Source organism: Mycobacterium sp. ELW1, from assembly GCF_008329905.1.
Lineage (GTDB): Bacteria > Actinomycetota > Actinomycetes > Mycobacteriales > Mycobacteriaceae > Mycobacterium.
Window position 1 is genome coordinate 5,143,165 of record NZ_CP032155.1, and the last position, 23,895, is coordinate 5,167,059.

Below are 23,895 nucleotides of genomic sequence, written 5' to 3' on the forward strand. Positions count from 1 at the left end.
AGGTAGCTCAGCCGTTCTTCTTGGACCGCAGAACCTGCTTGCGCAGCCCGTCGGTCGCGGTCTCCATCAAACCCTTGGCACCCCGTTTGATCACGAAGCCGGGCAGCGGAACCAGCGGGTCGACAGTCAACTCGAACCGCACCCTGGTCGACTCTCCCTCGGGGATGAGTGTGTACCGACCCTCTTGTGCGCGTTGCTGTCTGGAGCTGGCCAGGGTCCAGCTGACCCCGTCGGGATGAACGGCGTAATCCAGTACCTGCTCGTCGTTGACCCCGACGACCTTGACCGTCTGGCGCGACCTGCTCGGGCGACCGTCGGAATCGCGCTCGAGCACCTCCACCTTCTGATGCGCCTGCGACCACTGCGGCAGCGACTCGAGGTCGAACAGCACGGCGAGGATCTCCTCGGGCGTCGCCTCGATGGTGACCTCGCGGGTTTCGGTGACAGCCATGTCCCACGGTTGCCCGCGAGCGCGTTTTCGAAACTATCCCTTGCTGACCTTCAACACCTGCTTGCGCAGGCCGTCGGTGGCGGTCTCCATCGCACCCTTGATGGTGCGCTTGACCACGAAACCGGGCAGCGGCACGGCCAGATCGATCGACAGGTCGAAGCGCAGCCTGGTCTTGTCGCCGTCGGGCGTCAGCGTGTACTTGGCGTCTTGCGAACGCAATTGGCCGGCCTTGACCAGCGTCCAGCTCACCTCGTTGTCAGCCCAGGTGTACTCGACGATCTGCTCGTCGGTCAGACCCGCCGCCTTGATCTTCATCTTCACCTTGTGCGGCCTGCCGTCGTCGTAAGCCTCCAGCACCTCTGCGCTCTGGTACTGCGGCGACCAGGTGGGTGTTGATTCGACATCGGCGATGACATCGAGGATCGCTTCAGGACTGGCCTCGATCACGACCTCACGGGAATCTTTGACTGCCATGGGCGTGACCATAATGGTTGAGTCGCGGTTTATCTGCGGATTCCTACGACGCCGGCGGCACCAGCATGGATTGCCAGGTCTTGTTGCCCGGGCCGTGCTGGCCGATGACGAGCGGCGGCGCAGCGGCGCCGGTGCCCTGGGGCGGTGGCAGCCGCGGGTCCTGGCCCGGCGCGTACTGCGGCACGCCCTGGCCGGAGAAGGTCGCGTTGGGATCGCCCTTCCAGTTGAACCCGTCGTTGAGTGGCACGTAATTCTCGTCGCTTTCGCACATCTCGACGGTCGGGGCGCGCTTGGCCGGGTTGTTCTCACACGGAATATTGCGCACACCACGGACATTCATGTTCGAGTCCTGCGGGATCCGGCAGTACAGGTCGCCGGCCGGCCGCTCCGGGTAGTCGACGTCGGACGGTGAACGCTGCTGCTGGACGGGCAGGAACCCGGTGTTGCAGGGCGGCGGCAGATTGAGGTTGAGATTGAAGTCGAGGTAGATGCCGCGGTAGGACTGCTTGACGCCGGAGTCGGCGACGGTGATCGCCTGCATGACCGATGTGCCCTGCGGGAACAGCACCAGTAGCTGTTCGATGTCGTTGCGGTAGGTGACCGCGATGTCGCCGAGGCTCACCAGGTTGGCCAGAAGTACGGGCAGGGTGGGCGCGATCCGGTCGAACAGCGCCCGGCCCTCCTCCAGCGCAGGGCCACCGGTGTTGAGCAGGTCGGCGAAGGCGCGGTCCTGCGCCGTGAACTGCGCGGTGATCGACGCCATGTGCGCCGCCCAGGCCGCAATGGAATCAGACGTCTGCACTTGGGAGTTGAGCACCGGCGGTGACTGGTCGATCAGCTGGGTCAGCGGGCCGACGGTCTTGGCGCCCTCGACGGCCAGCGCTGTCGACCCGTCGACAATGCGGGACAATTCGGGTCCGAGGCCGCCGACGGCAGTTGCCGCCTCGTCGACGACGGTACGCAGATTGTCCTGCGGAATCGCTTGCAGCGCAGTATTGGTCGCGTCGAGCAGCCGCCCGATGTCGGGCGGGGTCTGAACCTCCGCGGCGGGGATGACATCGCCGTCACGAAGCTTCTCACGCGCTCCAGGTTGCGGGGTCAGCTCCAGGAACTGTTCACCGACGGCCGAGCGGCTGTGCACGGCGGCCGTGACGGGGGCGGGAACCGGGGTGCCGGAGTCCAGCTTCAGCACCGCGCGCACACCGGTGCGGGTGACGTCGATCGAGGTGACGCGGCCGACCTCGGTGCCGCGATAGGTCACCACCGAGGTCGGGTATAGCCCACCTGACGTGGGCAGCTCGACTGTGACGTTGTAGCGCCCGATCCCAAACAGCGCAGGCACATTGACGAACCCGAACGCCATGACCCCGACGGAGATCACGGTCACCGCCCCCAGGATGGCCAGCTGGGTCCAGATCTGGCGCGACAGCCGAATCACTAGTAGCCCCCGAAGTGGTAGGGAGCGATCAACGGGTTCACCGCGGTGTAGGGGCTGGGCATCTGGCCGATGGTCCGGCCCCATTGCATTTCGAGTTCGGTCAGGTTGCCCTCCCACCGGGTGCCGGTGAACAGGCTGCTGTCGATCCGGCTCAGAGTGAGGTCGATGACCAGGCTGATGTTCGCGAAGTCACCGCGAAACCAGTTCGGGATGGTGCTTTTCACCCACGGATAGGTGGACAGGAAGTCCAGTCCCCTGGTCAGGGCGGGACCGGCATTGGCGAGCTCGCGCAGGACCGGCGCGATGTTGCGCAGGTTGTCCACCAGCGACTGTTTGGTCTGATGGACGGTATCGGCCGCGATCGCGCCGAACTTGCCCAGCGCGTCGATCGCGTTGGCCAGCTTGGTGCGCGAATCTGCCAGGACCGCAAGGGCTTGCGGGATCGTCGTGAGCGCTTTGTCGACGGTCTGATCCTTCGCGGCGACCTGCCCGGCCAGGTCGTTGAGCCGCTCGGTGGCGGTGATGATGTCGTCGGTTTGACTGTTGAGCCGGTCGATGAAGGTATCCAGCTGTGTCAGAAGGCTTTTCATGTCGCTCTCGCGCCCGGTCAGCGCGGTGGCGAAGGCGTGGTTGATCTCCTGTAGTTGGCCCAGTCCGCCGCCGTTGAGCAGTACCGACACCGACGCCAGCGTCTGCTCGGTGGTGGGATAGGTGCTGGCCCGGTCCAGCGGGATCAACGAACCGTCCTTGAGCTCGCCTTGCGGGGCTTGGTCGGTGGGCGGGGCCAGTTCGATGTGCATGGAGCCCAAGAGGCTGGTCTGCCCGACCTTCGCCGTGCTGTTGGCCGGTAGGTGGACGTCGCCGTCGAGACGCATCGTGACCAGTGCGTGCCAGCCCTGGACTTCGATCCTGGTGACGTTGCCGACGTTGACGTCGGCCACGCGAACCCTGGTGTTCTGCTGAATCGTCACCACATCGGGCAGCTGCGCCTGGACGGTGTACGAGCCGGGCCCGGTGCCGGTGGTCCCCGGCAGGCTCAACGAGTTCAGCCCGCGCCATTCACAGCCGGCGACCGCCAGGCACGTGACGGCGAGGACGCCGGCCAGCAGCCGCCTCACGGGGAGGCTCCCGGCACCATCAATCCCTCGAGCCCGGCGCCCGGGTCCGTCGGCGTGGCGGGCGCGGCGCCCGGTACTTCGGCGGCGAGCGCGCCTGCCCCGTCGACCGGCGGCAGGTGCGGGTTGAGCCGGTCTTCGCTGTAGGTGATTTCGTTGGGCCGCGCAACGGCGCCGACGAACGGGTTGATCCCGAGCGGCGGATAGTTGTACTGACGATTCTTGATGATCGGCGCCAGATACTGCGTGCACAGCTTTGCCGACTGCTCGGCGCCTTCGCGGGACGCGGATTGAATTGAGCTGCAGATGAATTGGACGGTGTCTGCGAAGTTCACCGGCGCCAGGATGCCGGTGATGGCGCTCTGCGCAGGCTGATAGATGTTGGTGAAGTTGCTGAATACCGTGGGTGCGATGTGCAACGCCTGCTTGATGTCGCCGCGGCTGTCGTTGAGCGCGGTGGTGATCGCGTTGAGGTGATCGAACGCTTGCCCGAGGCCGTCTCGGTTGTCGCCGACGAAACCGCGCAGGTCGTTGACCGCGGCGTCCAGACCATGGGTGGCGTCGGCAATCTCGTTGGGCGAGTTGGACAGGACCGCGGTGACGTCGGCCAGATTGGTGTTGAACGAGGCGAGTAGATCGCTGCTGGACGACAGGGCGGAGACCAGGAGCTGCAGGTTGCGCACAGTGCCGAAGATGTCACTGGCGTGATCGCCCAGCGCCGAGGTCGCCTGGGACAGCTTGATGACGGTGTCGCGGGCGGTGTCACCTTCGCCTCGCAGATTGTCGGCGGTGGTGTTGATGAACTCGCCGAGTGCGCTGGGGCCGCCGGGGGTGGTGGGCTGCAGTGAGCCGGTGAGCTTTTCCAGCTGCCGGCGTAGGTCGTCCCATTCGATGGGGACGGCTGTCCGCTCGATCGGGATGCTGGCGCCGTCGGCCAGGGTCGGTCCGCTGGAGTAGGCCGGAACCAGTTGGATGGCCCGGGCGGAGACCAGTGACGGGGAAAGGATCGCCGCCTTCACGTCGGCCGGGACGCGGTACTGATTGTCAACCGAGAAGGTGACTTTGGCCGAATCCTGTTGCGGCTCGATCTTGTCCACGGTGCCGACGGCGACGCCGAGGATGCGGATCTCATCGCCGGTGTACAGACCGTTGGTGTTGGAGAAGTAGGCGACGTAGGTGTTGCGGGCGACGTGGCGTCCCCACCCGGTGGCCGCGACGACGATCCCGGCGGCGAGCAGCACCACCAGGCTGATCCCGGTGACGATCTGCGTCGCTCGGCGATGGCGCTGCACCATCGTCAGTTCCCCCTGTCAGGCGGCGGTAGCGGCGGCACGGTCGGCGGTGGCAGTTCGCCGGGGGCGGGTCCCAGCGCCGGCGGTCCCGGTGGCGGGCCGCCGGGCGGCGGCGCGGGCAGCGGCTCCCGGTAGGGATAGCGGCCCGGGAACTGCGCGGGCAGGTTGGGATCCTGATTGCCGGTGATCGCGTCGGGCAGCGTCAGATTCGGCTCGCCACCCTGACCGGTCCGCGGGAACGGCACCGGCAGGGGTGGGGTGGCGGGCTGCCCGACGCCCGGGTCCACCAGCTCCGAGGGAAGTTTCACATTGGGGTCGAGCCCCAGGTCGGAGAACGCCGCGTCGATGAACGGCTGGGAGAACTGGCCCGGCGCCAGATTCACCAGCGAGGCCTTGAAGAACGGCCCCGAACCCAGCACCTCACCGAATGACATCGCATATCGCCGCAGCAGGTAGAGGGTGCGTTGCAGTTCCTTCTTCCGGTTGTCCAAGATGCCGAGCACTCCGTTGAGCTTGTCGACGGCGGGTTTGAGCTGGGTGCGGTTGTCGTTGACCAGCCCGGATATCTGGGCGGATACCGCGGCCAGGTTGCCCATCAGCGCGTCGACGGACTGGCGTTGCGAAAGCAATTCGGCCAGAAGCGCATTGGCGTCCGACACCAGTTGGGCGATCTGATCGCTGCGCTTGGCCAGCACCGCGGTGACTTTGTTGGCGTTCGACAGCAGATCGCGCAGCTTCGCGTCGCGGGTGTTGATGGTGTCGGAGAACCGGGCCACACCCTCCAGCGCGAGCTTCAGGTCGGGCGGGGTGTCTTTGAAGGTGTCGGCCAGGGTGGTGAGCGCCGAGGACAGCTGGGAGGTGTCCAGGCCGCTGATGGTGGTGGTCAGATCGCCCAGCGCATCGGTCAGGTCATACGGCGAGGTGGTGCGCTCCACAGGGATCGGGCCCTTCAGCGATCCGTCCCCGCGGGGCGTCAGCTCCAGATACTTGGTGCCCAGCACGGTTTCGGTCTTGATCGCGGCCTCGGTGCGGTCGCCGAGTTCGACACTGTCACGCACGGTGAAATCGACCAGAACCTTGTTGCCCTGCAACGTGATGCCGGAGACGCGGCCCACCCCGAGGCCGGAGACGCGTACGTCACTACCGGTCTTGATGCCCCCGGCATCGTTGAAGTATGCGGAGAAGTCCGATGTCCCCTTGATGAACGGGATCTTGTCGTAGGAGAACACAGCCACCATGACCGCGGCCAGAACCAACACTCCGACCAGACCGACAGTCAGCCGATTGCGTTCGGCCAGCGGCGTGAAGGTGGGGCGCTTCAACCTGATTCGTGTCATTTCGGTGTGCACCGTCCCGTATCCTGGCCGGCCAGTTTGACAAAGACCGGCTGGCCGCCCTTGCCGTTGACCTTGAGGATCGCGTCGCAGAGATAGAAGCCGAAGTAGTCGCCGTACAAGCCGTTGCGGGACAGCACCTGATAGGCGTCGGGCAGGGTCTTGACCAGATCGTCGACGTAGTCGTGGTCGGCCATCACCTGACCGGCGAACCGGTCGGTCTGCACCACGGTGTCCTTGATCGGCTGCCGAGCGGCGGTGAGCAGGTCGGCGACCGAGTCCGCCGCCGCGTTGATGTAGGCCACCCCGTTGCCGATATCGGTGCGGCGCTCGGCGAGTCCCTGGACGAGTTGGGAGAGCTTGTCCAGGCCTGTCGAGAACTGTTCGTCCCGGGTGGCGAACGTGCCCAGAACGGTGTTGAGGTTGGTGATGACCTGACCGATAAGCTGGTCGCGGCCCGCCAGCGTCGTGGTCAGCGCCGAGGTCTGGGCCAGCACCGACGAGATGGTGCCGCCCTGACCCTGGAACACCCGCAGCAGCTCGCCGGACAGCGCGTTCACCTGATCGGGGTCCAGGGCGCGGAACAACGGCCGGAACCCCCCGATCAGTGCGTCGACATCGAGTGCAGGCGACGTTCGAGCAGTCGGAATTGTTTGTCCCGGTTGGAGTTTGCGCACCGAACCGGGGCCTTCCTCCAGGGACAGGTAGCGGTCGCCGATGAGGTTCTCGTAGCGCACGACGGCTCGGGTGCCCTCGGTGAGCTGCAGGCCCTTGTCGATGGCGAAGTCCACGGTGACCGTGCCGTCCTTGTGCAGGGTCATGTCACCGACCTTGCCGATCTCGACGCCGGCGATCCGGACGAAGTTGCCCCCCTTGAGCCCCGACACGTTGGTGAACACCGCGTGATACGTGGCTCGTGAGTCGAAGCGGAACTGCCCGAACACCGTGACGAGGCCGAACATGAACACCAGGCACATGACGGAAAAGAGCGTCACCCGTGTGACCGACCGCGCTGTCCGCGACCTCATGGCTGACTTCCCGACGTCGGGTACAGCGGGGTGCCGTCCGGCGCGAATTCCGGTGCGCCGTAGGCAGGCGCCCCCGGGTAGGGCGGCAGCGGTCCCGGGGCGGGTCCGCCCGGATAGCGGATCTTGGGCGCTTCGGGCACGCCTTTGGTGGCCGGGAAATAGTTGGCGAAGCCGGGGAACCCGATGCCGGGGTTGGGCCGTACGTCCAGGCCGGTCCCGAATCCGGTATCGGTGACCAGATATTTGACCGGGAAGTTCTTGCTGGCGTCGGGCAGCGAGCCGCAGCTCGGCGTGCCGCCGGGTCCGCCTTTGGCGTTGACGATCGGAAGGTTGTCGGGATAGCGGTAGGGATCGTCACCGGCCAGCAGCGCCGCATCCATGATCACTGATTTTCCGTTGCCGCCCATGGCATCACGGCCGCCGTTCTCCAGGAACCACTGGGCGCCCTGGAACAGGCAGGTGTAGGTGGGTGAGTACTTCATGAACAGCGCCGTGGTGGGGTCGAGGACGTTCATCGCGCGGACCAGGTTGGGCTGGTTGGCGCCGATGGCGTTGATGCCCGACTGGGAGAAGCCGACCGCTGACAGCAGTAGGCCGTCGAGCGCCCCGGCATTGGTGGTGATGGTGTCACTCGTGGTGGTGAAGTTGTCGAGGATCGACAGGATGTTCTGCGCCGCATTCGAATAGGCCTGGGCGGTCTGGCCGAACAGCTGCCAGTCTTGTTGCACGGTAGACATTCTCGGGTTCACGGCGAGCAACACGGTGTTGGCGTCGGTGATGGCGTGGCCGATTCGCTCACCCTTGCCCCGCACCGCGTCGGCCACCGCCGACAGCACGGCGTTCAGCTTCGCCGGGTCGATCGACTGCACCACCGACTGCAGGTTTTCGAAGACCGTGTTCACCTCGACGGTCACGTTGCGGGAACGAACCACCGCTCCGGGCTTCAAGGACCCGGCACCATCCGACGGGATGATCATGTCCACGTACTTGGCGCCGAAAGCGGTGCTGGACTTGATCTCTGCTTCGACGTTTCCCGGAAGGTACTGGAACGGCCCGGGGTCCATCTTCAGGTTCAGAGTCGAGAGGGTGACGCCGCCCGGGCCGCGTTGGGTACCGACCCCGGACACCGAACCGATCTGCACGCCGCGCAGTTTGACCTTGGCGCCGTCCTCCATGACCAGGCCGACCCGATCTGAAATAAGGGTCAGCGGAACGGTTTTACGCAGGGTACCGGTGAACAGCAGGGCGGTCATGGTGATCAGTGCGGCGACCACGACGATCAACACCGGGGCCCACCAGATCGGATCAATCTTGCCCCGTCGTGAGGAATTCACCACCGCTCACCCCGACAGGTGGAAGTTGCCGGACTGTCCGTATACGGACAGCGTGACGGTCAGCAGGATGAATACACCGGCGGTGATCGACGTCCGCACCGCGCGGCCGACCGCCTCCCCGACGCCGGCTGGGCCGCCGGTCGCGGTGTAGCCGTAGTAGGTGTGCACGGCCATGACCGCGGCGGCCATCGCGAGCGCCTCCACGAACGACCACAACAGGTCGGTCGGGTGCAGGAACGTCGAGAAGTAGTGGTCGTAGACCCCGCGGGACTGCCCGTAAATGATCGTCGTGCCGAACCGGGTGGCCAGGAACGACATCAGGACCGCCACGGTATAGATCGGGATGACCGCGATGATGCCGGCCACGATGCGGGTGGACGCCAGATAGGTGACGGCGCGGATGCCCATCACCTCCAGCGCGTCGATCTCCTCGTTGATGCGCATGGCGCCCAGCTGCGCGGTGGCACCGGCGCCGATGGTTGCGGCCAGCGCCACCCCCGCGGTGGCCGGGGCGATGAACCGGACATTTAGGAAAGCGCCCAGGAAGCCGGTGAGGGCCTCGATGCCGACGTTGGACAGGGTGTTGTAGCCCTGGACGGCGATCAGGGCGCCGGTGGACAGCGTGAGGAAGCCGACGATCACCACCGTGCCGCCGATGACCGCCAGTGCGCCGGTGCCCATCCCCATGACCGCGATCAGCCGCAACACCTCGGCCGGATAGCGCCGGATCGCCTCGCCGGTGGCCGCCAGCGCGTTTCCGTAGAACGCTGTCTGCTCCCCCAGCCTTCGGGTCGAATCGACGGCCCGCTGGGCCACGTGCGTCACGGCGCCACCTTCACGCCGAAAGCGGTCGCCACGATGTTGATGGCGAACAACGCCATGAACGCGAACACGACGGTTTCGTTCACAGCGTTGCCGACGGCGGTCGGGCCGCCGCCCACCGACAGCCCCTTGTAGCAGGCGATCAGACCGGCGGACAGCCCGAACAGCAGGGCCTTCACCAGCGACACGATCACCTGGGGCAGCCCGGTCAGCAGCGTCATACCGGCGACGAACGCTCCCGGTGTGACGTGCTGGAGGTAGACGACGAAGAAGTAGCTGCCGGCCAGCCCGACGACAGCGACCACCGAATACAGCATCAGCGCAACGAAAGTCGCGGCGATCACCCGCGGCACCACGAGTGCTTGGATCGGGTTGACGCCGATGACTTTCATGGCGTCGATCTCTTCGCGGATGGTTCGCGCGCCGAGATCGGCGCACATCGCGGTGGAGCCGGCTCCGGCGACGACGATGGCGGTCACCACCGGGCCCACCTGGGTCACCGACGCGAGTGCGGCGCCGGCCCCGGAGAGGTCACCGGCGCCGACCTCCAGCAGCACGATGTTGAGTGTGAACACGATCAGCACCGTGTACGGGATGGACAGCACCAGGGTCGGAACGATCGACACCCGCGCCACGAACCAGATCTGATCGAGCAGCTCGCGCCAGGCGAACGGAGGGCGAAACGTGGCGGCGAAGGTCTCGCCAACCAGGACAACGAAGTCGCCTACCGAGACCACCGGCTTGGACCACGCGGCGCCCGTAACGCCGGATCCCACATGCAGTCCTCTCGTCGTCGCGCTTGGGCGGACGCTAGGAGAGCAGTGATTAGCTGTCAACGCAGCTGTTCGTGCAGACCCGACCGTCAATAGGAGGTACCGGCTGGTTGCGCGGGCGCACCTGATTTCGCTCAGGCGGATTAAATCGAGTCGAGCAAAAATCTTGCCGCGCACCCGTTCCGAGCGACAGTAAGCTCACAGACATGGCTGAAGCGGTAGATCCGTCGGTTCCACCGAGTGGCACCGGATGTGTCGAATGCGATGCCGCCGGCGGCTGGTGGGTGCACCTACGGCGCTGCGCCGCCTGCGGGCACATCGGTTGTTGCGATGATTCGCTGATGCGGCACGCCGCCGCGCACTGGCGGACGAGCGGGCATCCGATCATCAGATCGTTCGAGCCGGGCGAGGACTGGTTCTGGGACTACCAGTCCAACCAGTACTACGACGGTCCGGACCTGGCCCCGCCGGAGAGCCGGCCGTCCGAGGAAACCACCCCCGGTCCGCGCGGCCGGGTACCGAGCGACTGGGTGGAGATCCTGCGCAACCGCGCCGACTGAGTCAGCGCGTCGACCCCGCCGCGGGGCCGCACGCACACGGTCGCATAGAGGTCGTCGCGGGAGGTCAGTGCCTCGTCGTCGACGATGACGCGCTTCTTTCGCAGCACCGAGCGGCCACACGCGACGAACGGAACCGGCGACGCGCGGGAGTCCGCGGATACCTGCACCGAGTCGGCGAATCGGGTGCCGAGCTCGCCCGCCTCGAAGTGCACGATGTAGCGGATGGTGAAAAGCCAAGTGCCGTCAGGACGTAATTCACCGCGGACGATCAGAGAGTCGTCGCCGATCCTCGCCATGCCTTAGATAGTGCTCCGTGGGCGCGGCGGATGTGCGGACCCACGCCGAGAGTTACGCCAATCCGGCGGCGGCCATTTCCTTTTCAAATTCCACGCGCATCCGCTCGGCGAACGCGGTGACCGCCTTCAACGGACGCAGCATCACGGTGAACTCGTCGATCAGCCCGTCCTCGCGGACGTGCAGGAAGTCGCAGCCGTTGATCTCGAGGTCGCCCACCTTGGCGACGAACACCAGCGCGTGGTCGGCCTGGCCCTCGCCGCCGATCTCCTTCACATAGGTGAGGTCGGCGAACACCCTCGATACCGCCCGCAGGATCACACCGATCTGGTCGCGGCCCTGGTAGGGCTTGTGTGCGATCGGGCTGCGGAAGACCACGTCCTCGGCGCACAGGGCGGGCAGGGCATCGAAATCGCCGGCTTCGACGGCGGCGCGGAACGCATGCATGTGGTCAGCATGCCACGGGTACCCCAGCCGGGATGACGGCGACGGAGAACCTGCTCGGCGAAGACTCGGCCGATGCGACGCAGGGCGAGAGCACGAAAACGGTGGCCATCGCGTTCGGCGCCAACCTGGTCGTCGCGGTGGCCAAAACGCTGGCGGGCGTGCTGTCCGGGTCGGTGTCGATGGCGGCCGAGGCCGCGCATTCCTGGGCCGACACCGGCAACCAGGCGTTTCTGATGATCGCCAATCGGCGCGGCAGCCGCGCCGCGGACCGCAAGCACCCCCTCGGCTACGGCCGGGAGGTGTACGTCTGGTCCCTGCTGGCGGCCGTCGGGTTGTTCGTGGTCGGCGGGACGGTGTCGGTGTGGCGGGGGGTCAATGAACTGCTCGACGACCGACCGGCCGACGAGCACTACCTGGTGGCCTACATCGTGCTGGGGATCGCGCTCGTCATGGAGAGCATCTCGTGGGCGCAGGCGGTGCGTCAGCTGCGCAGCAATGCCCGCGCGATGGATCGCGAAGTGCTCGAGTACGCCATGCAGACCTCCGATCCCACGGTTCGCGCGGTGTTCGCCGAGGACACTGCCGCGTTGATCGGCATCGTGCTGGCCGGTGCCGGCATCGGTCTTCACCAGCTCACCGGGGTGGCGGCCTGGGACGCGGTCGGCTCGATTCTGGTGGGGCTGCTGCTGGGCGTGGTGGCGGTGCTGTTGATCGACCGCAATCGGCGCTTCCTGACCGGGGAGCCGGGAACACCGCAGCTGCGTGACGCTGTGATCGCGCGGATCGAAGCGCTCGACGGAGTCGCGTCGGTGCGCTTTGCGCGGCTCGAGTTCGTCGGTCCGCGACAGCTTTTCGTGGTGGCGAGTGTGGATCTGGTGGGTGATCAGATCGAGTCGCGGATCGCGCACACCCTGCGCGATCTGGAACGCAAGCTCGAGGCCAACCCGCACATCGTCGACGCCGTGCTGACGATCGCCGAGCCTGCCGACCTGGACGACACCGTTCGGCCCTGACCCGGCGAGCGCCCGAAAAACCGAATGCGGTTCGACACCGGATGTGACAGCGTCGCAGGAGTGTCCAGCCCGATGTCAGCATCACCCGACGTAACGTTGCGATTCGCAGGCGATGACGACTGGCCGGCGATGAGCCGGCTGGCGGCCACCTGCTTCGGCTCCTTCCGCGACCCTGACACCGTGGCGGTTTGGCGATCCATGACAGCGCACGACGGCGTGGTCGTCGCCTGCGACAGAGACGATCTCGTCGGCATGGCTATGCCGCTGGACCTGGAGCTGACGGTGCCCGGTGGCGAGCGGCTCCGCACTGCCGGCATCACCTGGGTGGCGGTGGCCCCGACGCACCGCCGTCGCGGAGTGCTGCGAGCGATGTTCGTCGAGTTGCACAACTGGGTTGCGCGGACCGGATATCCCATCGCCGGCCTGCTGGCCAGCGAAGCCACCATCTATGGCCGATTCGGGTACGGGCCGGCCACCGATGAGCTCAGCGTGTCGGTCGATCGACGCGGAGCCGAAATGCACAGCACGGTTCCGCGCATCGGCGGGGTGCGGGTGGTGGATCCGGTCGCCCACCGCGACCAGCTCGCCGACATCTATGAGCGATGGCGCAGGCGCACTCCTGGTGGATTGCACACGCCCGCGGCGCTATGGGACGAAGTGCTGGCAGATCGCGAATCCGCCCGCCACGGTGGTAGCCCGCTGTTCGCACTGCTACACAACGACGGCTTCGTCATGTACCGAACCCGGGTCGCGGACACCAAGACGGTGGAGGTCACCAAATTCACGGCGGTCAGCCGGGACGCGTACATCGCGCTGTGGCAGACCCTGCTCGGCCTGGACCTGATGGCGGCCATCACAGTGAATACTCATCCCGCGGATCCGCTGCGATACCTGCTGGTCGACCCACGACGGGTACAGACGGTCGGATCCGAGGACGCGCTGTGGTTACGCATTGTCGACATCCCCACCGTGTTGGAGGCACGTGCCTATCCACACGATGTCACCGCGGTGTTGGAGATATCCGACGAACAGCTCGGCGGCGGAGGACGCTATCTGCTGAGTGTCTCCGACGGGAGAGCCCGTTGTGTACCCAGCGATGCGGCAGCCGATGTGCGCCTTGACCTTTCAGTACTGGGCAGCATCTACCTGGGGGCGCACCGGCCATCAGCGTTCGCGGGGGCGCACCGGCTGCAGGTTACGGAGTCGGCGCTGCTCGACGACCTCGATCTCGCATTCGGATGGAAGGTTCCCGCCGAACTCGGCTACGGATTCTGACCGCCGCGTTCACTCGTCGATGATGCCCTGGCGCAGCGACGCCAGCGCGGTGCGGCACAGCCGGCCCAGTTCGGCCAGCGACCTGTCTTCGCCGATCATCCAGAGTTCCATCGCACCGAAGACCGCCGCGGCGATGCACCGGGCCGTCACGATCACCCGAAGGCGTTCGTCAGGTGTGTCGGCCGGGGCACTCTGCGAGAGCTGATCGGCGATCGCGTCGGCGAATTCGGCTTCCACCTGCCGGGTGTGGCGCACGATGCGGCCGGCGTCGAGTTCCTTGGCACGCAGCGCGGCGATCTGCGCGACGGCTTCGGGGTCGTACGGCGAGGCGTCGATGGCCGATTGCACCGATTCGATGATCGACTCCCCGGGCGTGCGCGCCTGCAAGGCGGCCCGGAACCACTCGAGCCCGATGTCGTAGTCGGCGAACAGGAGGTCGTGCTTCGACGTGAAGTGCCGGTAGAAGGTGCGCAGTGACACCCCGGCGTCGTCGGCGATCTGCTCGGCCGAGGTGTCTTCGACACCCTGGGCCAGAAAGCGCACGAGGGCGGCGCGCCGCAGGGCGTCCCGCGTGCGCTCGCTGCGCGCTGTCTGAGCAGGGCGAACCACGGGGGTAACGTACCTCAAAAAGAATTGTCAAAATTGACAAAACGGCTACTGGACTTCACTACAGTTACGAAGCCATGACGCTCCTCGTTCATGCAGTGCTGGCCGTCCTCGTCATCGCATGGATCATCGGATCCAACTCGGCGGTGTTCCGGCGGCCGGCCAATGGTCCTGCGGTCAGTGCGCTCGAGATCCTGTATTACCTGGTCGGCATCGCATCGGTGGTGCTGGGCTGGTACTTCAACATCCAGTTCGTGCACCAGTACGCCGACGGCTCAGGGAATGTCTTCACCGGCGCGGGCAGCTGGTGGCAGTTCATCACCCTGGGCTACGACAACCCGGCAGCGGCCTCAGCCAGCCAGGACTACACGATCGGCAACGTGATCCTGCTGCCGTTGTTCACCATCATCGACGGGTACCGGCGCGGTATTCGTCGGCCATGGCTGTTCTTCGTGTCGAGCCTGTTCACCAGTTTCGCGTTCGCGTGGGCGTTCTATCTGGCCACCGTCGAGCGTCAGCGGCTACACGAGAAGTCAGCTCAGGCGGTCGGCGCCAGCGTCGGGTAGTCGACGTAACCCGCCGGGCCCGGCGAGTAAAACGTCGCGACGTCGGGCTCGGTCAGCTCGGCACCGGTGCGCAGCCGTTCGATGAGGTCAGGGTTGGCCAGGTAGGCGCGGCCGACGGCGGCCGCACTGATGGCACCCCAGTCGGCAAGGTTCTCCAGTTCGCAAAAGCTGGTGTCGACTTCCCGGCCGGTGTTCAGGACGAACGGTCCGGACCACAGTGCCCGCACGATGCCGAACTCAGGAGAGTCCGGGTTGATCAGGACGTGCAGGTACGCCAGCCCCAGCGGCGAAATGCGTTCCAGCAGAGCCTCATAGGCTGAGACGGTGTCGACCTCGTTGACGTCACCGGCACCGTTTCCTGGCGAGATCCGCAGACCGACCCGGTCGGCCCCGATCTCGGCGGCGACGGCCTCGACGACCTCCGCGGTCAGCCGTGCGCGGTTCTCCGCGGTGCCGCCGTACCGGTCGGTGCGGGTGTTGGTGGCGTCGGCCAGGAATTGATGCAGCAGATAGCCGTTGGCGGAATGGATTTCGACACCGTCGAGCCCGGCATCGACAGCGCGACGCGCGGCAGCGCGGAATTGCGCGACCACTCCGGCGATCTCGTCGGTGGCCAATGCCCGCGGCACCGGCAGCGGCTTCTTACCGCCCGGCGTGTGTGCCGCCATCTTCGCCGCGATCGGCGACGGCGCCACCGACTCGGCGCCGCTGATGTCCGGGTGGGCCATCCGGCCGACATGCCAGATCTGCATGAACATCAACCCGTCCTGCGCATGCACGGCCGCGGCCACCTCGCCCCACTTCTCCTGATGGCGGTCGGTGTAGATGCCGGGAGTGTTGACGTAGGCGCCGTTGCCCACCTGGGAGACAGCGGTGGCTTCGGTGATGATCAACCCTGCCGACGCACGCTGCGCGTAGTACTCCACCTGCAGGTCGCTCGGCGTGCCGTCCGATTCGGCGCGCGAGCGCGTCAGCGGCGCCATGAACAGCCGATTCCGTGCGGTGTTCGCCCCGATGGTGATCGGCTGAAGCAGGGCTGAGTCATCGGTCAGCGTGAACGTCATGCTTGCCTACAAGCGCCACGGGTGCCGATTCATTCCCCGCGCCTACGGATCGTCGTCTTTCGGCAGGAAACGCTCAGGGTGGTGGTAGTCGTTGGTGCCTGCGGCGAGTGGTAGTTGCGGTGGGGGTATCCATTCGGTGTCGCCGTTGGCGAGTTTTCGGGTTTTCCAGCCGTGGTCGAGGAGTCGGTGATCGGCTGGGCAGGCCAGGGTGAGTGTGTCGATGTTGGTCAGCCCGCCCTGGGCCCATTCGTCGACGTGGTGGACTTCGGTGAGGTATCCGGGTGCATCGCAGCCGGGGCGGGTGCAGCCGCGGTCCTTGCTGTGCAACATGATCCGCTGATCAGCCGAAGCCACGCGTTTGGTGCGGCCGAGCCATAACGCCTGCCCGCGCACCCCGTCGAACAGTGCCAGGTAGTGGTAGGCGTGGCTGGCCATCCGGATGACGTCCGGGATGGGTAGCAGGGTGCCGGTGGCGGTGACCGCGTGCCCGGTCGTGGCCTGAAGGTCTTGGAGGGTGGCCGATGCGATAACCGTGACCGGTAACCCGTTGTGCTGCCCTAACTTCGGATCGCCGAGTTGACCACGCACCAAGGCGGTCAACGCATCGTGTTGGCGTTGGCCGTGGCTGCGCAGGTCACGGTCGGCTGTCTCCTCGGTCGGGGTGATGGTCGGGGATTGATCTGCTGGATTGCAGACACCGGGTGCGGCGAACTTGGTGAACCAGGCATCGAGCATGGACCGCAACTCCGGCGTGGCGATCAGCCGGCCCACACTCATCCCGTCGACGCCCTGCCCACCACACCAGACGAATCCGCGCTTGCGAGCCCGATCGTCATCGGAGAACGTGCCGTCGGGGTTCAGATGTAACGCCAGCCGCAGCGCGATCTTCTCCAACTGATCGGGTCGCATCGTCTGCGCGTGCTCGGCCAGTGTGCGTTCGGCCTTCTCGACCTGCACCGCCGGGACGTGATCGGGCAGATCGCGGAAGAACTTCTGGATCACCCGCAGATGCTCGCCATCCAACTGTCCGGCATGCCAGGCCGCGGAGGTGTCCGGCAGCAGCGGCGGCAGCGGCTCCCCGGTCAACGCTCGCCGCGGCGCCACCTGCTCGGCATCCCGCATGCGGCGCTTGGCCTCCCGCGGGCTGATCCGCAACACATCCGCGAGCGTGATCGGCACCGGGGGACACCCCTCGAACTGCTCCAACCGCCCCACCACCGCGTGCGACACCGCCACCTGCCGACGCCGTGCGGTCTCCAACCGCTGCAGCACCCTGAACCGATCCGGTGGATCCAGGACATCGAGATCGACTGCGGCCAACGCCTCGACGACATCGTCGAGTGCCTCCAGCACCGAGTCGATCGAACCCATACATCGAACACTAGTTCGAACCACCGACAAAAACCCGAGGCCACAATCGACCTGTGGATGAACGCGGAACTGTGGATAAAAGCCCGAGCCCCAACGGAACTCAGCTAGAACGCACCTCGTCGAGAAAGGCTCGCACGGTCTCCTCCGACGCCGACGGAGGCAATCCGATCATCACCCGATCGATGATTCCGTCGCAGCGCTCCCTCAATGCCGCAGCCAGACCGTCCAGCGGCGCGACGACGGCGAACGTCCCGAGAATCTCGTCCGAGATCAGCGTGGCCATGGTGTCCCACTGGCCGTCCAGCGACAGGCGGTGCAACTCGGTCTGCAACTCGCCCCAGCCGTGCAACTCCAGTACCTTCCGGTACGCAGGCGTGGAGGCATAGAAGGCGATCTGTTTCCGTGACGCCGCGGCGGATGCCGCCATCTCGGCTTCGTCCGTGCCCGTCACCACGAATACCGGTGCCATCACTTGGAACTCACTGCGTGAGCGACCCGACGTGGCCATCCCCCGCTCCAGCGCCGGAATGGTCACCTCGTCGAAATACCGCTTGGTGGTGAAGGCATGGGCAATAAGGCCGTCGGCCACCTCGCCGCACATCTGCGTCATCAACTCACCGACGGCGGCGATCATCACTTTCGGCGACCCGTACGGATGCGGCTCGGGGACGAACATCGGCGTCATGAGCCGGTGGGTGTAGAACTCGCCGTCGAAGCTCAGCTTGGTGCCGTCGCGCCAGCTCGCCCAAATCTCGTGCAGCGCAGTGACGAACTCGCCCATGCGTCGGACGGGATGGCTCCACGGCATGCTGAACCGCTTCTCGATATGCGGTTTGATCTGGGTTCCCAATCCGAGCAGGAGCCGGCCGCGGGAGTAGTCCTGCAGATCCCACCCGATGTTGGCCACGGTCATCGGATTGCGGGCGAAGGCCACCGCGATCGACGTGCCCAATTCGATCTGGGTGGTGTGCTCGGCTGCCAGAGTCAGGGGAAGGAACGGATCGTGGCTGATCTCGGCCGTCCAGCACCCGTCGTAACCGAGCCGTTCGACCTCGCGGGCCCCGTCCGCGACCCCGGCAAGCCTGCTGATGACGCCGCGGTCGACTTTGAGACTGCCGACCTCGCCCATGTCGGCAGACGCTACAGTAAGCAATTCAGTATGGTCAACGCCGCCACGGTAAGGACACGTCGATGAGCAATGCGCAGGACTGGCAGGACACGCTCCACGACCTGAGCCGACGCCGTCAACACGCGCACTCCATGGGCGGTGAGGAGCGGCTGGCCAAGCACCACGGCAAGGGAAAGCTCGACGCCCGGGCGCGAATCGATCACCTCCTCGACCCGGGCACCTTCCAAGAGTTCGGCACCCTCGTCGGCGGCGAGATCGCAGCGGACGGATTAGTGGCGGGTGCGGGTCGCATCGACGGGACGCCGGTCATGGTGGGCGCCGAGGACTTCACCACACTGGCCGGCAGCATCGGTCCCGGAGGTAATGCCAAGCGCTATCGGCTCGCCGAGCTCGCGCTGCGCAACAAGATTCCGTTGGTGATGTTGTTGGAAGGGGCGGGTTTCCGCGCCGCGGGCGGCGAACACTACGGGCGCACGCCGACCGATCTGATCGCGCAGGCTCGATGCTCCGGCAAGGTTCCGACCATCTCGGCTGTGCTCGGTCCGTCGGCCGGCCACGGCGCACTCGTGGCGCCGGTCTGCGACTTCTCGATCATGAGCCATCAGGGCGCGATCTTCACCGCAGGCCCTCCGGTCGTCAAAGAGGCCACCGGTGAGGACATTTCGAAAGAGGAGCTTGGCGGGCCCACGGTCGCGTTGCCCAGTGGTGTCATCCACAATGTCGCCGACAGCGACGAAGCGGTGCTCGACGACATCCGACGCTACCTGTCCTACTTCCCTTCCAGCGCATGGTCGTATCCCCCGACCCGGTTGTACGACGAGGAGGCCGGCCTTCGCCCCACTCCCGAACTCCTCGACATCATCTCTCGTGACAACCGCAACATCTATGACATGCGCACTGTCCTCGACGTCGTCTTCGACGAGCCGGACTGGTTCGAGATCCAGCCGAAGTTCGGCAAGGCGATCATCTGCGCACTGGCGCACCTCGGGGGCTATCCCGTTGCGGTCGTTGCCAATCAGCCGACCGAGCTGGCCGGGTCCATCGACTCCGACGCGGCCGACAAAGCCGCGCATTTCATCATGGTCGCCGACTCGTTCCACCTGCCGATCGTGTTCCTGGCCGACAACCCCGGCATGCTGCCGGGTAGCCAGTCCGAGCGCAACGGCGTACTGCGAAGCGGAGCAAGGATGTTCGCCGCCCAGACCGCGGCGACGACATTGAAGCTTCATGTCACCCTGCGCAAGGCGTTCGGGTTCGGCTCCATGGTGATGTCATTGCTGGGCTTCGACAATCAGGTGGCGACCTTCGCCTACCCCGGAGCCACGATGGGCGCGATGAGCGCGGCCGCGTTGAGCCGCGCCTCACACGCCGACGCCGATGTCACCGAGATTCTCAAGAGCATGGAACTCGAGGCCTCCTACCGTTCGGCGGGCAGCCTCGGCTTCGATGAACTGATCTCGCCTGAGGAGACCCGGAACTCGCTGATCGTGGCGCTGCAGCGCGCCGTCTTCAGCCGTCAGGAAGTCGCCCAGCCGGTCAGCCGGACGGTCATCACGCCCTAGGCGCGCTCAGAGGGCGAACGCTTGCGGCGGCCCAGCCAGCGTTGCTTTGGCCTGCAGCCCGATCGCGTCCGCAATCTCGATATCGCCTGCCTCCAACCCGTCGAGAGCCAGCTCGACGAGTGCGGCCGGTTCGATGACCACGCCCTCGGGGAACTCGATTCCGGCGCTTCGAGCGAAGTCGAATAGCGTCTGGGTGCCGATGAGTCCCGGCATGAGACCGACGACTTGAGTTCCCTGCCTCGATAATTCGAGACGCACACCGTTGGTCAATCCCCACTCGGCTGACTTTGCCGCCGCGTAGGCGGTGTTGCCATCCACCGTGAGCCACGCGGCTGCCGACAGCACGTTGACGATGGCGCCGCCGCCGTTGCGTGCGAGAACGGGCGCGAACGCCCGGATGACGTTCAACGTGCCGAAGTAGTTGGACTCCATCACCCGCCGGACCGCCTCCAGTTCGCCGGTCACCAGGTTGCCGCCCGCGGAGTCGGCGGCGTTGTTGATCAGCACGTCCACATCGCCGGCGAGTTCAGCGGCGGCGCGGGCCGAGTCCGGGTCGGTGATGTCCAGGCGCAGCACCTCGGCCCCCGGGATGTCGACGAGCTCGGGCCTGCGTGCAGTGGCATACACCTTGGCCCCGCGGCGCAGAAGTTCGGTGGCGAAATGCGTTCCGATACCGCGATTGGAGCCGGTGACCAACGCGGTGGCGCCTGCCAATTTCATCTGTCCTCCAACAGTATTCCGGAGTTCGGCGGATAACATGACCGGACGGTCACCTTGACATCAACACTGTAGGCAAAAGGTGACCGGGCGGTCAACTTGGTAGGATGCGTGGGTGACCTCCTCCCCCCGCGCCCTGCGTGCGGACGCTGCGCGCAACCGTGAGTTGCTGCTGGCCGCGGCCGAGGAGGTATTTGCCGAGCGCGGCGTGGAGGCGTCGGTCTCGGATATCGCCCGTCGCGCGGGGGTGGCCAAAGGCACGGTATTCCGGCACTTCGCCTCCAAAGAGGATCTGATCGCCTCCCTGGTTTGCGCGCACTTGGTCACCCTCACCGAGGCCCTACACCGGCTGGCGGATGCCACCGATCCCGGTGCGGCCCTGTTGGAATTCCTGACGATCGCCGCCGACCAGAGACGCCAGCACGATGTGAGCTACCTACAGACCTACAGCGCGAGCGACGCACGGGTGATTGCGATCCGGGACGAGGTGCATGCCGGCGTCGAGACACTCGTGGCCAACGCGCGCGCCGCAGGCGCCATCCGTGCCGATGTCACCGGCACCGACGTCTTCCTGCTGATGTGCGCACCGGTGCACGTGATGGACGGTCTCTCCGATCCACCGCGCGACCTGTGGCGGCGGTACCTGGCGATCATCTTCGACGGGTTGCGTCCAGAAGGTGCGAGCGCGCTACCGCTTCCTGCGCCCGAACTGTCTTGAGGCGACGAGGTCTTCGGCTACCTCACCGCTTGCCGGTAGGCCGCGACCACCGGCTCCAACTCGTCAGGTGTGGCACCGTGCATGATCACCGCGTCGGCGCCGTAATCGAACTCCTTGCGGATGCGGTCCACACACTGTTCCGCCGACCCGGTGGCAGACGGTTCCAGCCACTCATCGGGAATCAATGTCGCGATGTGCTCGATCTGCTCGGCCGTCGCCTTGTGGTCGATCCCGCCGCCCACCGACTGCACCACCGAGTCCGCGCGGAAGCGTTCCAGCACAGCGGGATCCCAGTTGTTGGTGGTGACCATCAGATCGCCGTAGCCCTGCAGGTATGTGGCCAGCCGTGCGACGGTCTTCTTCAGCCGCAGTTCCTCGGGCAGGTGATCGCCGACGGTGGCGAAGCACGACCACACCCGCACGCTGGCCGGATCACGACCGGCTTGCTCGGCGGCTTCCTTGACGGTCTTGACGCAACGCGCCAACGTCTCCGGGGTGAAGTAGGTGTGCAGGATGACGTCATCGAAAGCCCGGCCGCCGAGCTTCAGTGTCTCCGGGCCGAACGCCACCAGCGCCAGCCTGATGTCCTCGTTGAAATCCGGGTCCAGGAAGAGGACCGGGTACTTCCCCAACGGCCCGTCGTGGTTGAAGATCAGCTCGCCGTGCCAGAGCCGGCGCATCACCTGAGCGAAGTCCTCCATCTGCGCGGTGGTCACCGGCGGAATGCCGAATGCACCGTAGATCGCCGCAATGCCGCGGCCGATGCCGAGCGTGAAGCGGCCACCGGAGAGCCGGTGCATCGTGGTCGCCCACGAGCCGGTGATCAGCGGGTGGCGGGTGTTGTGATTGGTTGCCGCCGTGGCGATCTGCATCCGGCTCGTCACCGCGCACGCCGCGCCCACCAGCGAGGAGGCCTCCTTGACGTTCCAGCGTTCGGAGATGAAGGCGGTGCCGAAGCCGAGCTCCTCGCCGCGGCGGGCTTCGTCCATCAGGGTCGCCGGCCCCTCCCCGCCGGCACCCGCCAGCAGGTAGTAGCCCAGTTCGTCCAGCACCTGCTCGCTCATGCCCAAACTCCTTGTTTGTAGCCGCAATTCCACACTTCGGTGATCCGGCCGTCGACGACGCGGAAGATCTCCATACTGCCGACGGTCGTCTCCATACCGTCCTTGAGTGTCATGGGCGATTGGTAGACGATCGCGACGTGCTCGCCGTCGTCCCCGGCCACCACCAGATTGAGATCGAACCGGATCTCGTCGAACATCTCCAGGTGGTCGACGACGCGCTTGACCGCCTCGGCATGGGTGAGCACCACTGCGTCACCGACTTCGTGACGAATCACGCTGTCGCCCAGCAGCTCATCGGCAAGCGCGATGTCGCGGTCGTTCCAGACCACCAGGTTGTACAGCTCGACGACCTCGCGTGCCGTGCGGCTCATCCGAACACCTCCAGCGCGTCGATGTCGGCGATGGTCGCCACCGCCCGATCGGTCAGTGTCAGGCAGAGGTCGCGTGAGCGCTGCGGCAACGCATCCCAGCCGAGCAACGTGATGACGGGCAGTACGATCAGGAATCCGGTCGCCAATCGGTAGTGCCGCCACGCTTCGTCGAACGAGTAGCCGACGTCGCCCAGGTCGCGAAGATAGCCGCGCAGTAGCGTCTCGTCCTGACCGCGCCGGATATCTGTGGGCAGGCCCTGGCTGACCAGATACGCGATGTCCACCGCACCGGCTCCGACACAAGCGAACTGGAAGTCCACCACCTTCATCCGATCGCCCGAGAAGAACATGTTGTCGGCGCGGATGTCGCCGTGCAGCAGCATCGACCGTCCGGTCAAACCGTCGAGCGCTGTGGCGGCGTGCTCGGTGAACCGCTCTGCGAAACGGGCAACCGACTCGGGCACCGGCGCCGCCGAATGCGTTCGGTAGATCTCCCAGCCAGGCCCGAACGCCGGCACCAGAAGGTCCCGCACCGCAGCCATGTCGAAACTCGGAAACACCTGCAGAGCAGCAGTATTGGATGGCTCGACCGACCATGCGTGCAATCCGGCCAACTGCTGGATGCACAGCCGTGCCCGCTCGATCGACAACCCCGCCAGGTGGTCGGCGTTCTCCCACTCCCGCAGGTCTTCCATCACCAGCACGAAATCGGCTGAGTCGTCGGCCATCCGCGCCGCGTAGACGTGCGGCGTGCCCAGCGGTGCCCGGCCCGCGATATCGCGATAGAAGGCCAGCTCCCGCCGGTAGCCGCCAAGCAGCTCCATCGCGCCTCGGGCCTCCGATTGCGCGGCCAGCTTGGCGATCACCGTCGGCGGAACACCCTCGCCGGTGAGGTGCAGGCGGTACAGCAGCGACGAGAATCCGCTGTCCTGGGCGATCTGTTCGGCGACGACGTCCGTCACGGTCGCGTGCAGTGCCTCGGTGAGCCATGCCGGGTCGACGGCATCGATGCCTGACGGCACCCGTGCCGTCGCTGAAGTCACCCTCGCAAGATAGTTGCGAGGTGTTTAATATGCA

At 66.0% G+C, this 23,895-nt stretch carries 26 protein-coding genes; 6 read left to right on the forward strand and 20 right to left on the reverse strand.

Annotation, left to right across the window (positions count from 1 at the left end):
* Nucleotides 1–7 precede the first annotated feature (7 nt).
* Genes D3H54_RS24535 through D3H54_RS24580 form a run of 10 tightly spaced genes read right to left on the reverse strand, consistent with a single transcriptional unit; the run spans nt 8 to nt 10,025 of the window.
* On the reverse strand, nt 8–451 hold the full coding sequence (locus D3H54_RS24535) for an SRPBCC family protein (protein ID WP_149381997.1): 444 nt from the start codon (nt 449–451) through the stop codon (nt 8–10).
* 33 nt (nt 452–484) lie between these two features.
* Nucleotides 485–925, reverse strand: coding sequence for an SRPBCC family protein (locus D3H54_RS24540; RefSeq protein ID WP_149381999.1), 441 nt, complete (start codon nt 923–925; stop codon nt 485–487).
* A 43-nt stretch (nt 926–968) separates the two neighbouring features.
* The gene (locus D3H54_RS24545) at nt 969–2,363 is read right to left on the reverse strand and encodes an MCE family protein (protein ID WP_149382001.1); all 1,395 of its coding nucleotides are present in this window, start codon (nt 2,361–2,363) and stop codon (nt 969–971) included.
* Nucleotides 2,363–3,481, reverse strand: coding sequence for an MCE family protein (locus tag D3H54_RS24550; protein ID WP_149382003.1), 1,119 nt, complete (start codon nt 3,479–3,481; stop codon nt 2,363–2,365). The genes D3H54_RS24545 and D3H54_RS24550 overlap by 1 nt, the downstream gene beginning before the upstream one ends.
* The gene (locus D3H54_RS24555; RefSeq protein WP_149382005.1) at nt 3,478–4,773 is read right to left on the reverse strand and encodes an MCE family protein; all 1,296 of its coding nucleotides are present in this window, start codon (nt 4,771–4,773) and stop codon (nt 3,478–3,480) included. The genes D3H54_RS24550 and D3H54_RS24555 overlap by 4 nt, the downstream gene beginning before the upstream one ends.
* A 2-nt stretch (nt 4,774–4,775) precedes the next feature.
* The gene (locus tag D3H54_RS24560) at nt 4,776–6,107 is read right to left on the reverse strand and encodes an MCE family protein (protein ID WP_149382007.1); all 1,332 of its coding nucleotides are present in this window, start codon (nt 6,105–6,107) and stop codon (nt 4,776–4,778) included.
* Nucleotides 6,104–7,132, reverse strand: coding sequence for an MCE family protein (locus D3H54_RS24565; RefSeq protein ID WP_149382009.1), 1,029 nt, complete (start codon nt 7,130–7,132; stop codon nt 6,104–6,106). Before D3H54_RS24565 ends, D3H54_RS24560 begins: the two co-directional genes overlap by 4 nt.
* Nucleotides 7,129–8,469, reverse strand: coding sequence for an MCE family protein (locus D3H54_RS24570; RefSeq protein WP_149382011.1), 1,341 nt, complete (start codon nt 8,467–8,469; stop codon nt 7,129–7,131). Before D3H54_RS24570 ends, D3H54_RS24565 begins: the two co-directional genes overlap by 4 nt.
* 3 nt (nt 8,470–8,472) lie before the next feature.
* Entirely contained in the window at nt 8,473–9,291 is an 819-nt protein-coding gene (locus tag D3H54_RS24575; protein WP_149382013.1) for an ABC transporter permease, read from the reverse strand.
* The gene (locus tag D3H54_RS24580) at nt 9,288–10,025 is read right to left on the reverse strand and encodes an MlaE family ABC transporter permease (protein ID WP_432246618.1); all 738 of its coding nucleotides are present in this window, start codon (nt 10,023–10,025) and stop codon (nt 9,288–9,290) included. Before D3H54_RS24580 ends, D3H54_RS24575 begins: the two co-directional genes overlap by 4 nt.
* Before the next feature lie 242 nt (nt 10,026–10,267).
* On the opposite strand from D3H54_RS24580, the gene D3H54_RS24585 reads away from it, so the two are divergent.
* Complete coding sequence (locus D3H54_RS24585) at nt 10,268–10,621, forward strand: UBP-type zinc finger domain-containing protein (RefSeq protein WP_149382017.1); 354 nt, start codon at nt 10,268–10,270, stop codon at nt 10,619–10,621.
* Here the strand turns inward: D3H54_RS24585 and D3H54_RS31330 are convergent.
* Both D3H54_RS31330 and D3H54_RS24590 read right to left on the reverse strand, forming a co-directional pair.
* Nucleotides 10,504–10,917 (reverse strand): hypothetical protein, encoded by a 414-nt coding sequence (locus tag D3H54_RS31330; RefSeq protein WP_168214734.1) that lies wholly within the window; start codon nt 10,915–10,917, stop codon nt 10,504–10,506. The genes D3H54_RS24585 and D3H54_RS31330 overlap by 118 nt on opposite strands.
* Before the next feature lie 52 nt (nt 10,918–10,969).
* Nucleotides 10,970–11,362 (reverse strand): nuclear transport factor 2 family protein, encoded by a 393-nt coding sequence (locus D3H54_RS24590; RefSeq protein WP_149382019.1) that lies wholly within the window; start codon nt 11,360–11,362, stop codon nt 10,970–10,972.
* 32 nt (nt 11,363–11,394) lie between these two features.
* On the opposite strand from D3H54_RS24590, the gene D3H54_RS24595 reads away from it, so the two are divergent.
* Complete coding sequence (locus tag D3H54_RS24595; RefSeq protein WP_149382022.1) at nt 11,395–12,375, forward strand: cation diffusion facilitator family transporter; 981 nt, start codon at nt 11,395–11,397, stop codon at nt 12,373–12,375.
* Between the two features lie 72 nt (nt 12,376–12,447).
* A complete protein-coding gene (locus tag D3H54_RS24600; RefSeq protein ID WP_149382024.1) occupies nt 12,448–13,650 on the forward strand; it encodes an enhanced intracellular survival protein Eis in 1,203 nt (400 codons plus the stop codon).
* 9 nt (nt 13,651–13,659) lie between these two features.
* On the opposite strand, the gene D3H54_RS24605 is transcribed toward D3H54_RS24600, so the two are convergent.
* Nucleotides 13,660–14,259, reverse strand: a complete 600-nt coding sequence (locus D3H54_RS24605) for a TetR/AcrR family transcriptional regulator (RefSeq protein WP_149382026.1) — start codon at nt 14,257–14,259, stop codon at nt 13,660–13,662.
* A gap of 74 nt (nt 14,260–14,333) precedes the next feature.
* Between D3H54_RS24605 and D3H54_RS24610 the strand changes: the two genes are divergently transcribed.
* On the forward strand, nt 14,334–14,822 hold the full coding sequence (locus D3H54_RS24610) for a DUF2834 domain-containing protein (protein WP_149382028.1): 489 nt from the start codon (nt 14,334–14,336) through the stop codon (nt 14,820–14,822).
* Here D3H54_RS24610 and D3H54_RS24615 read toward each other — a convergent pair.
* The 3 genes from D3H54_RS24615 to D3H54_RS24625 all read right to left on the reverse strand — a co-directional run bounded on the left by D3H54_RS24615 (nt 14,795) and on the right by D3H54_RS24625 (nt 18,386).
* Nucleotides 14,795–15,886 carry an alkene reductase gene (locus D3H54_RS24615; RefSeq protein ID WP_149382030.1) on the reverse strand — a complete coding sequence of 364 codons (1,092 nt, stop codon included), beginning with the start codon at nt 15,884–15,886 and terminating at the stop codon, nt 14,795–14,797. The two genes, D3H54_RS24610 and D3H54_RS24615, sit on opposite strands and share 28 nt — an antisense overlap.
* A gap of 42 nt (nt 15,887–15,928) precedes the next feature.
* Entirely contained in the window at nt 15,929–17,257 is a 1,329-nt protein-coding gene (locus D3H54_RS24620) for an HNH endonuclease signature motif containing protein (RefSeq protein WP_149382031.1), read from the reverse strand.
* 100 nt (nt 17,258–17,357) lie between these two features.
* Nucleotides 17,358–18,386, reverse strand: coding sequence for an LLM class F420-dependent oxidoreductase (locus tag D3H54_RS24625; RefSeq protein ID WP_149382033.1), 1,029 nt, complete (start codon nt 18,384–18,386; stop codon nt 17,358–17,360).
* A 62-nt stretch (nt 18,387–18,448) separates the two neighbouring features.
* On the opposite strand from D3H54_RS24625, the gene D3H54_RS24630 reads away from it, so the two are divergent.
* Nucleotides 18,449–19,948, forward strand: a complete 1,500-nt coding sequence (locus D3H54_RS24630; RefSeq protein ID WP_149382035.1) for an acyl-CoA carboxylase subunit beta — start codon at nt 18,449–18,451, stop codon at nt 19,946–19,948.
* Between the two features lie 6 nt (nt 19,949–19,954).
* Here the strand turns inward: D3H54_RS24630 and D3H54_RS24635 are convergent, their stop codons facing one another.
* The gene (locus tag D3H54_RS24635) at nt 19,955–20,668 is read right to left on the reverse strand and encodes an SDR family NAD(P)-dependent oxidoreductase (protein WP_149382037.1); all 714 of its coding nucleotides are present in this window, start codon (nt 20,666–20,668) and stop codon (nt 19,955–19,957) included.
* 112 nt (nt 20,669–20,780) lie between these two features.
* Between D3H54_RS24635 and D3H54_RS24640 the strand changes: the two genes are divergently transcribed.
* A complete protein-coding gene (locus D3H54_RS24640) occupies nt 20,781–21,383 on the forward strand; it encodes a TetR/AcrR family transcriptional regulator (RefSeq protein ID WP_149382039.1) in 603 nt (200 codons plus the stop codon).
* A gap of 17 nt (nt 21,384–21,400) precedes the next feature.
* On the opposite strand, the gene D3H54_RS24645 is transcribed toward D3H54_RS24640, so the two are convergent.
* The 3 genes from D3H54_RS24645 to D3H54_RS24655 are packed head-to-tail and all read right to left on the reverse strand — an operon-like array spanning nt 21,401 to nt 23,861.
* Complete coding sequence (locus D3H54_RS24645) at nt 21,401–22,447, reverse strand: TIGR03857 family LLM class F420-dependent oxidoreductase (protein WP_149382041.1); 1,047 nt, start codon at nt 22,445–22,447, stop codon at nt 21,401–21,403.
* Nucleotides 22,444–22,818, reverse strand: coding sequence for a nuclear transport factor 2 family protein (locus D3H54_RS24650; protein ID WP_149382043.1), 375 nt, complete (start codon nt 22,816–22,818; stop codon nt 22,444–22,446). Before D3H54_RS24650 ends, D3H54_RS24645 begins: the two co-directional genes overlap by 4 nt.
* A complete protein-coding gene (locus tag D3H54_RS24655; RefSeq protein ID WP_149382045.1) occupies nt 22,815–23,861 on the reverse strand; it encodes a phosphotransferase in 1,047 nt (348 codons plus the stop codon). Before D3H54_RS24655 ends, D3H54_RS24650 begins: the two co-directional genes overlap by 4 nt.
* Nucleotides 23,862–23,895 lie beyond the last annotated feature (34 nt).

What these genes read in the sequence shown, in the direction of transcription:
- D3H54_RS24535 (WP_149381997.1), bottom strand. Translation starts at nt 451, where the DNA reads ATGGCTGTCACCGAAACCCGCGAGGTCACCATCGAGGCGACGCCCGAG.
- D3H54_RS24540 (WP_149381999.1), bottom strand. Translation starts at nt 925, where the DNA reads ATGGCAGTCAAAGATTCCCGTGAGGTCGTGATCGAGGCCAGTCCTGAA.
- D3H54_RS24555 (WP_149382005.1), bottom strand. Translation starts at nt 4,773, where the DNA reads ATGGTGCAGCGCCATCGCCGAGCGACGCAGATCGTCACCGGGATCAGC.
- D3H54_RS24560 (WP_149382007.1), bottom strand. Translation starts at nt 6,107, where the DNA reads ATGACACGAATCAGGTTGAAGCGCCCCACCTTCACGCCGCTGGCCGAA.
- D3H54_RS24565 (WP_149382009.1), bottom strand. Translation starts at nt 7,132, where the DNA reads ATGAGGTCGCGGACAGCGCGGTCGGTCACACGGGTGACGCTCTTTTCC.
- D3H54_RS24585 (WP_149382017.1), top strand. Translation starts at nt 10,268, where the DNA reads ATGGCTGAAGCGGTAGATCCGTCGGTTCCACCGAGTGGCACCGGATGT.
- D3H54_RS31330 (WP_168214734.1), bottom strand. Translation starts at nt 10,917, where the DNA reads ATGGCGAGGATCGGCGACGACTCTCTGATCGTCCGCGGTGAATTACGT.
- D3H54_RS24590 (WP_149382019.1), bottom strand. Translation starts at nt 11,362, where the DNA reads ATGCATGCGTTCCGCGCCGCCGTCGAAGCCGGCGATTTCGATGCCCTG.
- D3H54_RS24595 (WP_149382022.1), top strand. Translation starts at nt 11,395, where the DNA reads ATGACGGCGACGGAGAACCTGCTCGGCGAAGACTCGGCCGATGCGACG.
- D3H54_RS24600 (WP_149382024.1), top strand. Translation starts at nt 12,448, where the DNA reads ATGTCAGCATCACCCGACGTAACGTTGCGATTCGCAGGCGATGACGAC.
- D3H54_RS24610 (WP_149382028.1), top strand. Translation starts at nt 14,334, where the DNA reads ATGACGCTCCTCGTTCATGCAGTGCTGGCCGTCCTCGTCATCGCATGG.
- D3H54_RS24615 (WP_149382030.1), bottom strand. Translation starts at nt 15,886, where the DNA reads ATGACGTTCACGCTGACCGATGACTCAGCCCTGCTTCAGCCGATCACC.
- D3H54_RS24620 (WP_149382031.1), bottom strand. Translation starts at nt 17,257, where the DNA reads ATGGGTTCGATCGACTCGGTGCTGGAGGCACTCGACGATGTCGTCGAG.
- D3H54_RS24625 (WP_149382033.1), bottom strand. Translation starts at nt 18,386, where the DNA reads ATGGGCGAGGTCGGCAGTCTCAAAGTCGACCGCGGCGTCATCAGCAGG.
- D3H54_RS24630 (WP_149382035.1), top strand. Translation starts at nt 18,449, where the DNA reads ATGAGCAATGCGCAGGACTGGCAGGACACGCTCCACGACCTGAGCCGA.
- D3H54_RS24635 (WP_149382037.1), bottom strand. Translation starts at nt 20,668, where the DNA reads ATGAAATTGGCAGGCGCCACCGCGTTGGTCACCGGCTCCAATCGCGGT.
- D3H54_RS24645 (WP_149382041.1), bottom strand. Translation starts at nt 22,447, where the DNA reads ATGAGCGAGCAGGTGCTGGACGAACTGGGCTACTACCTGCTGGCGGGT.
- D3H54_RS24650 (WP_149382043.1), bottom strand. Translation starts at nt 22,818, where the DNA reads ATGAGCCGCACGGCACGCGAGGTCGTCGAGCTGTACAACCTGGTGGTC.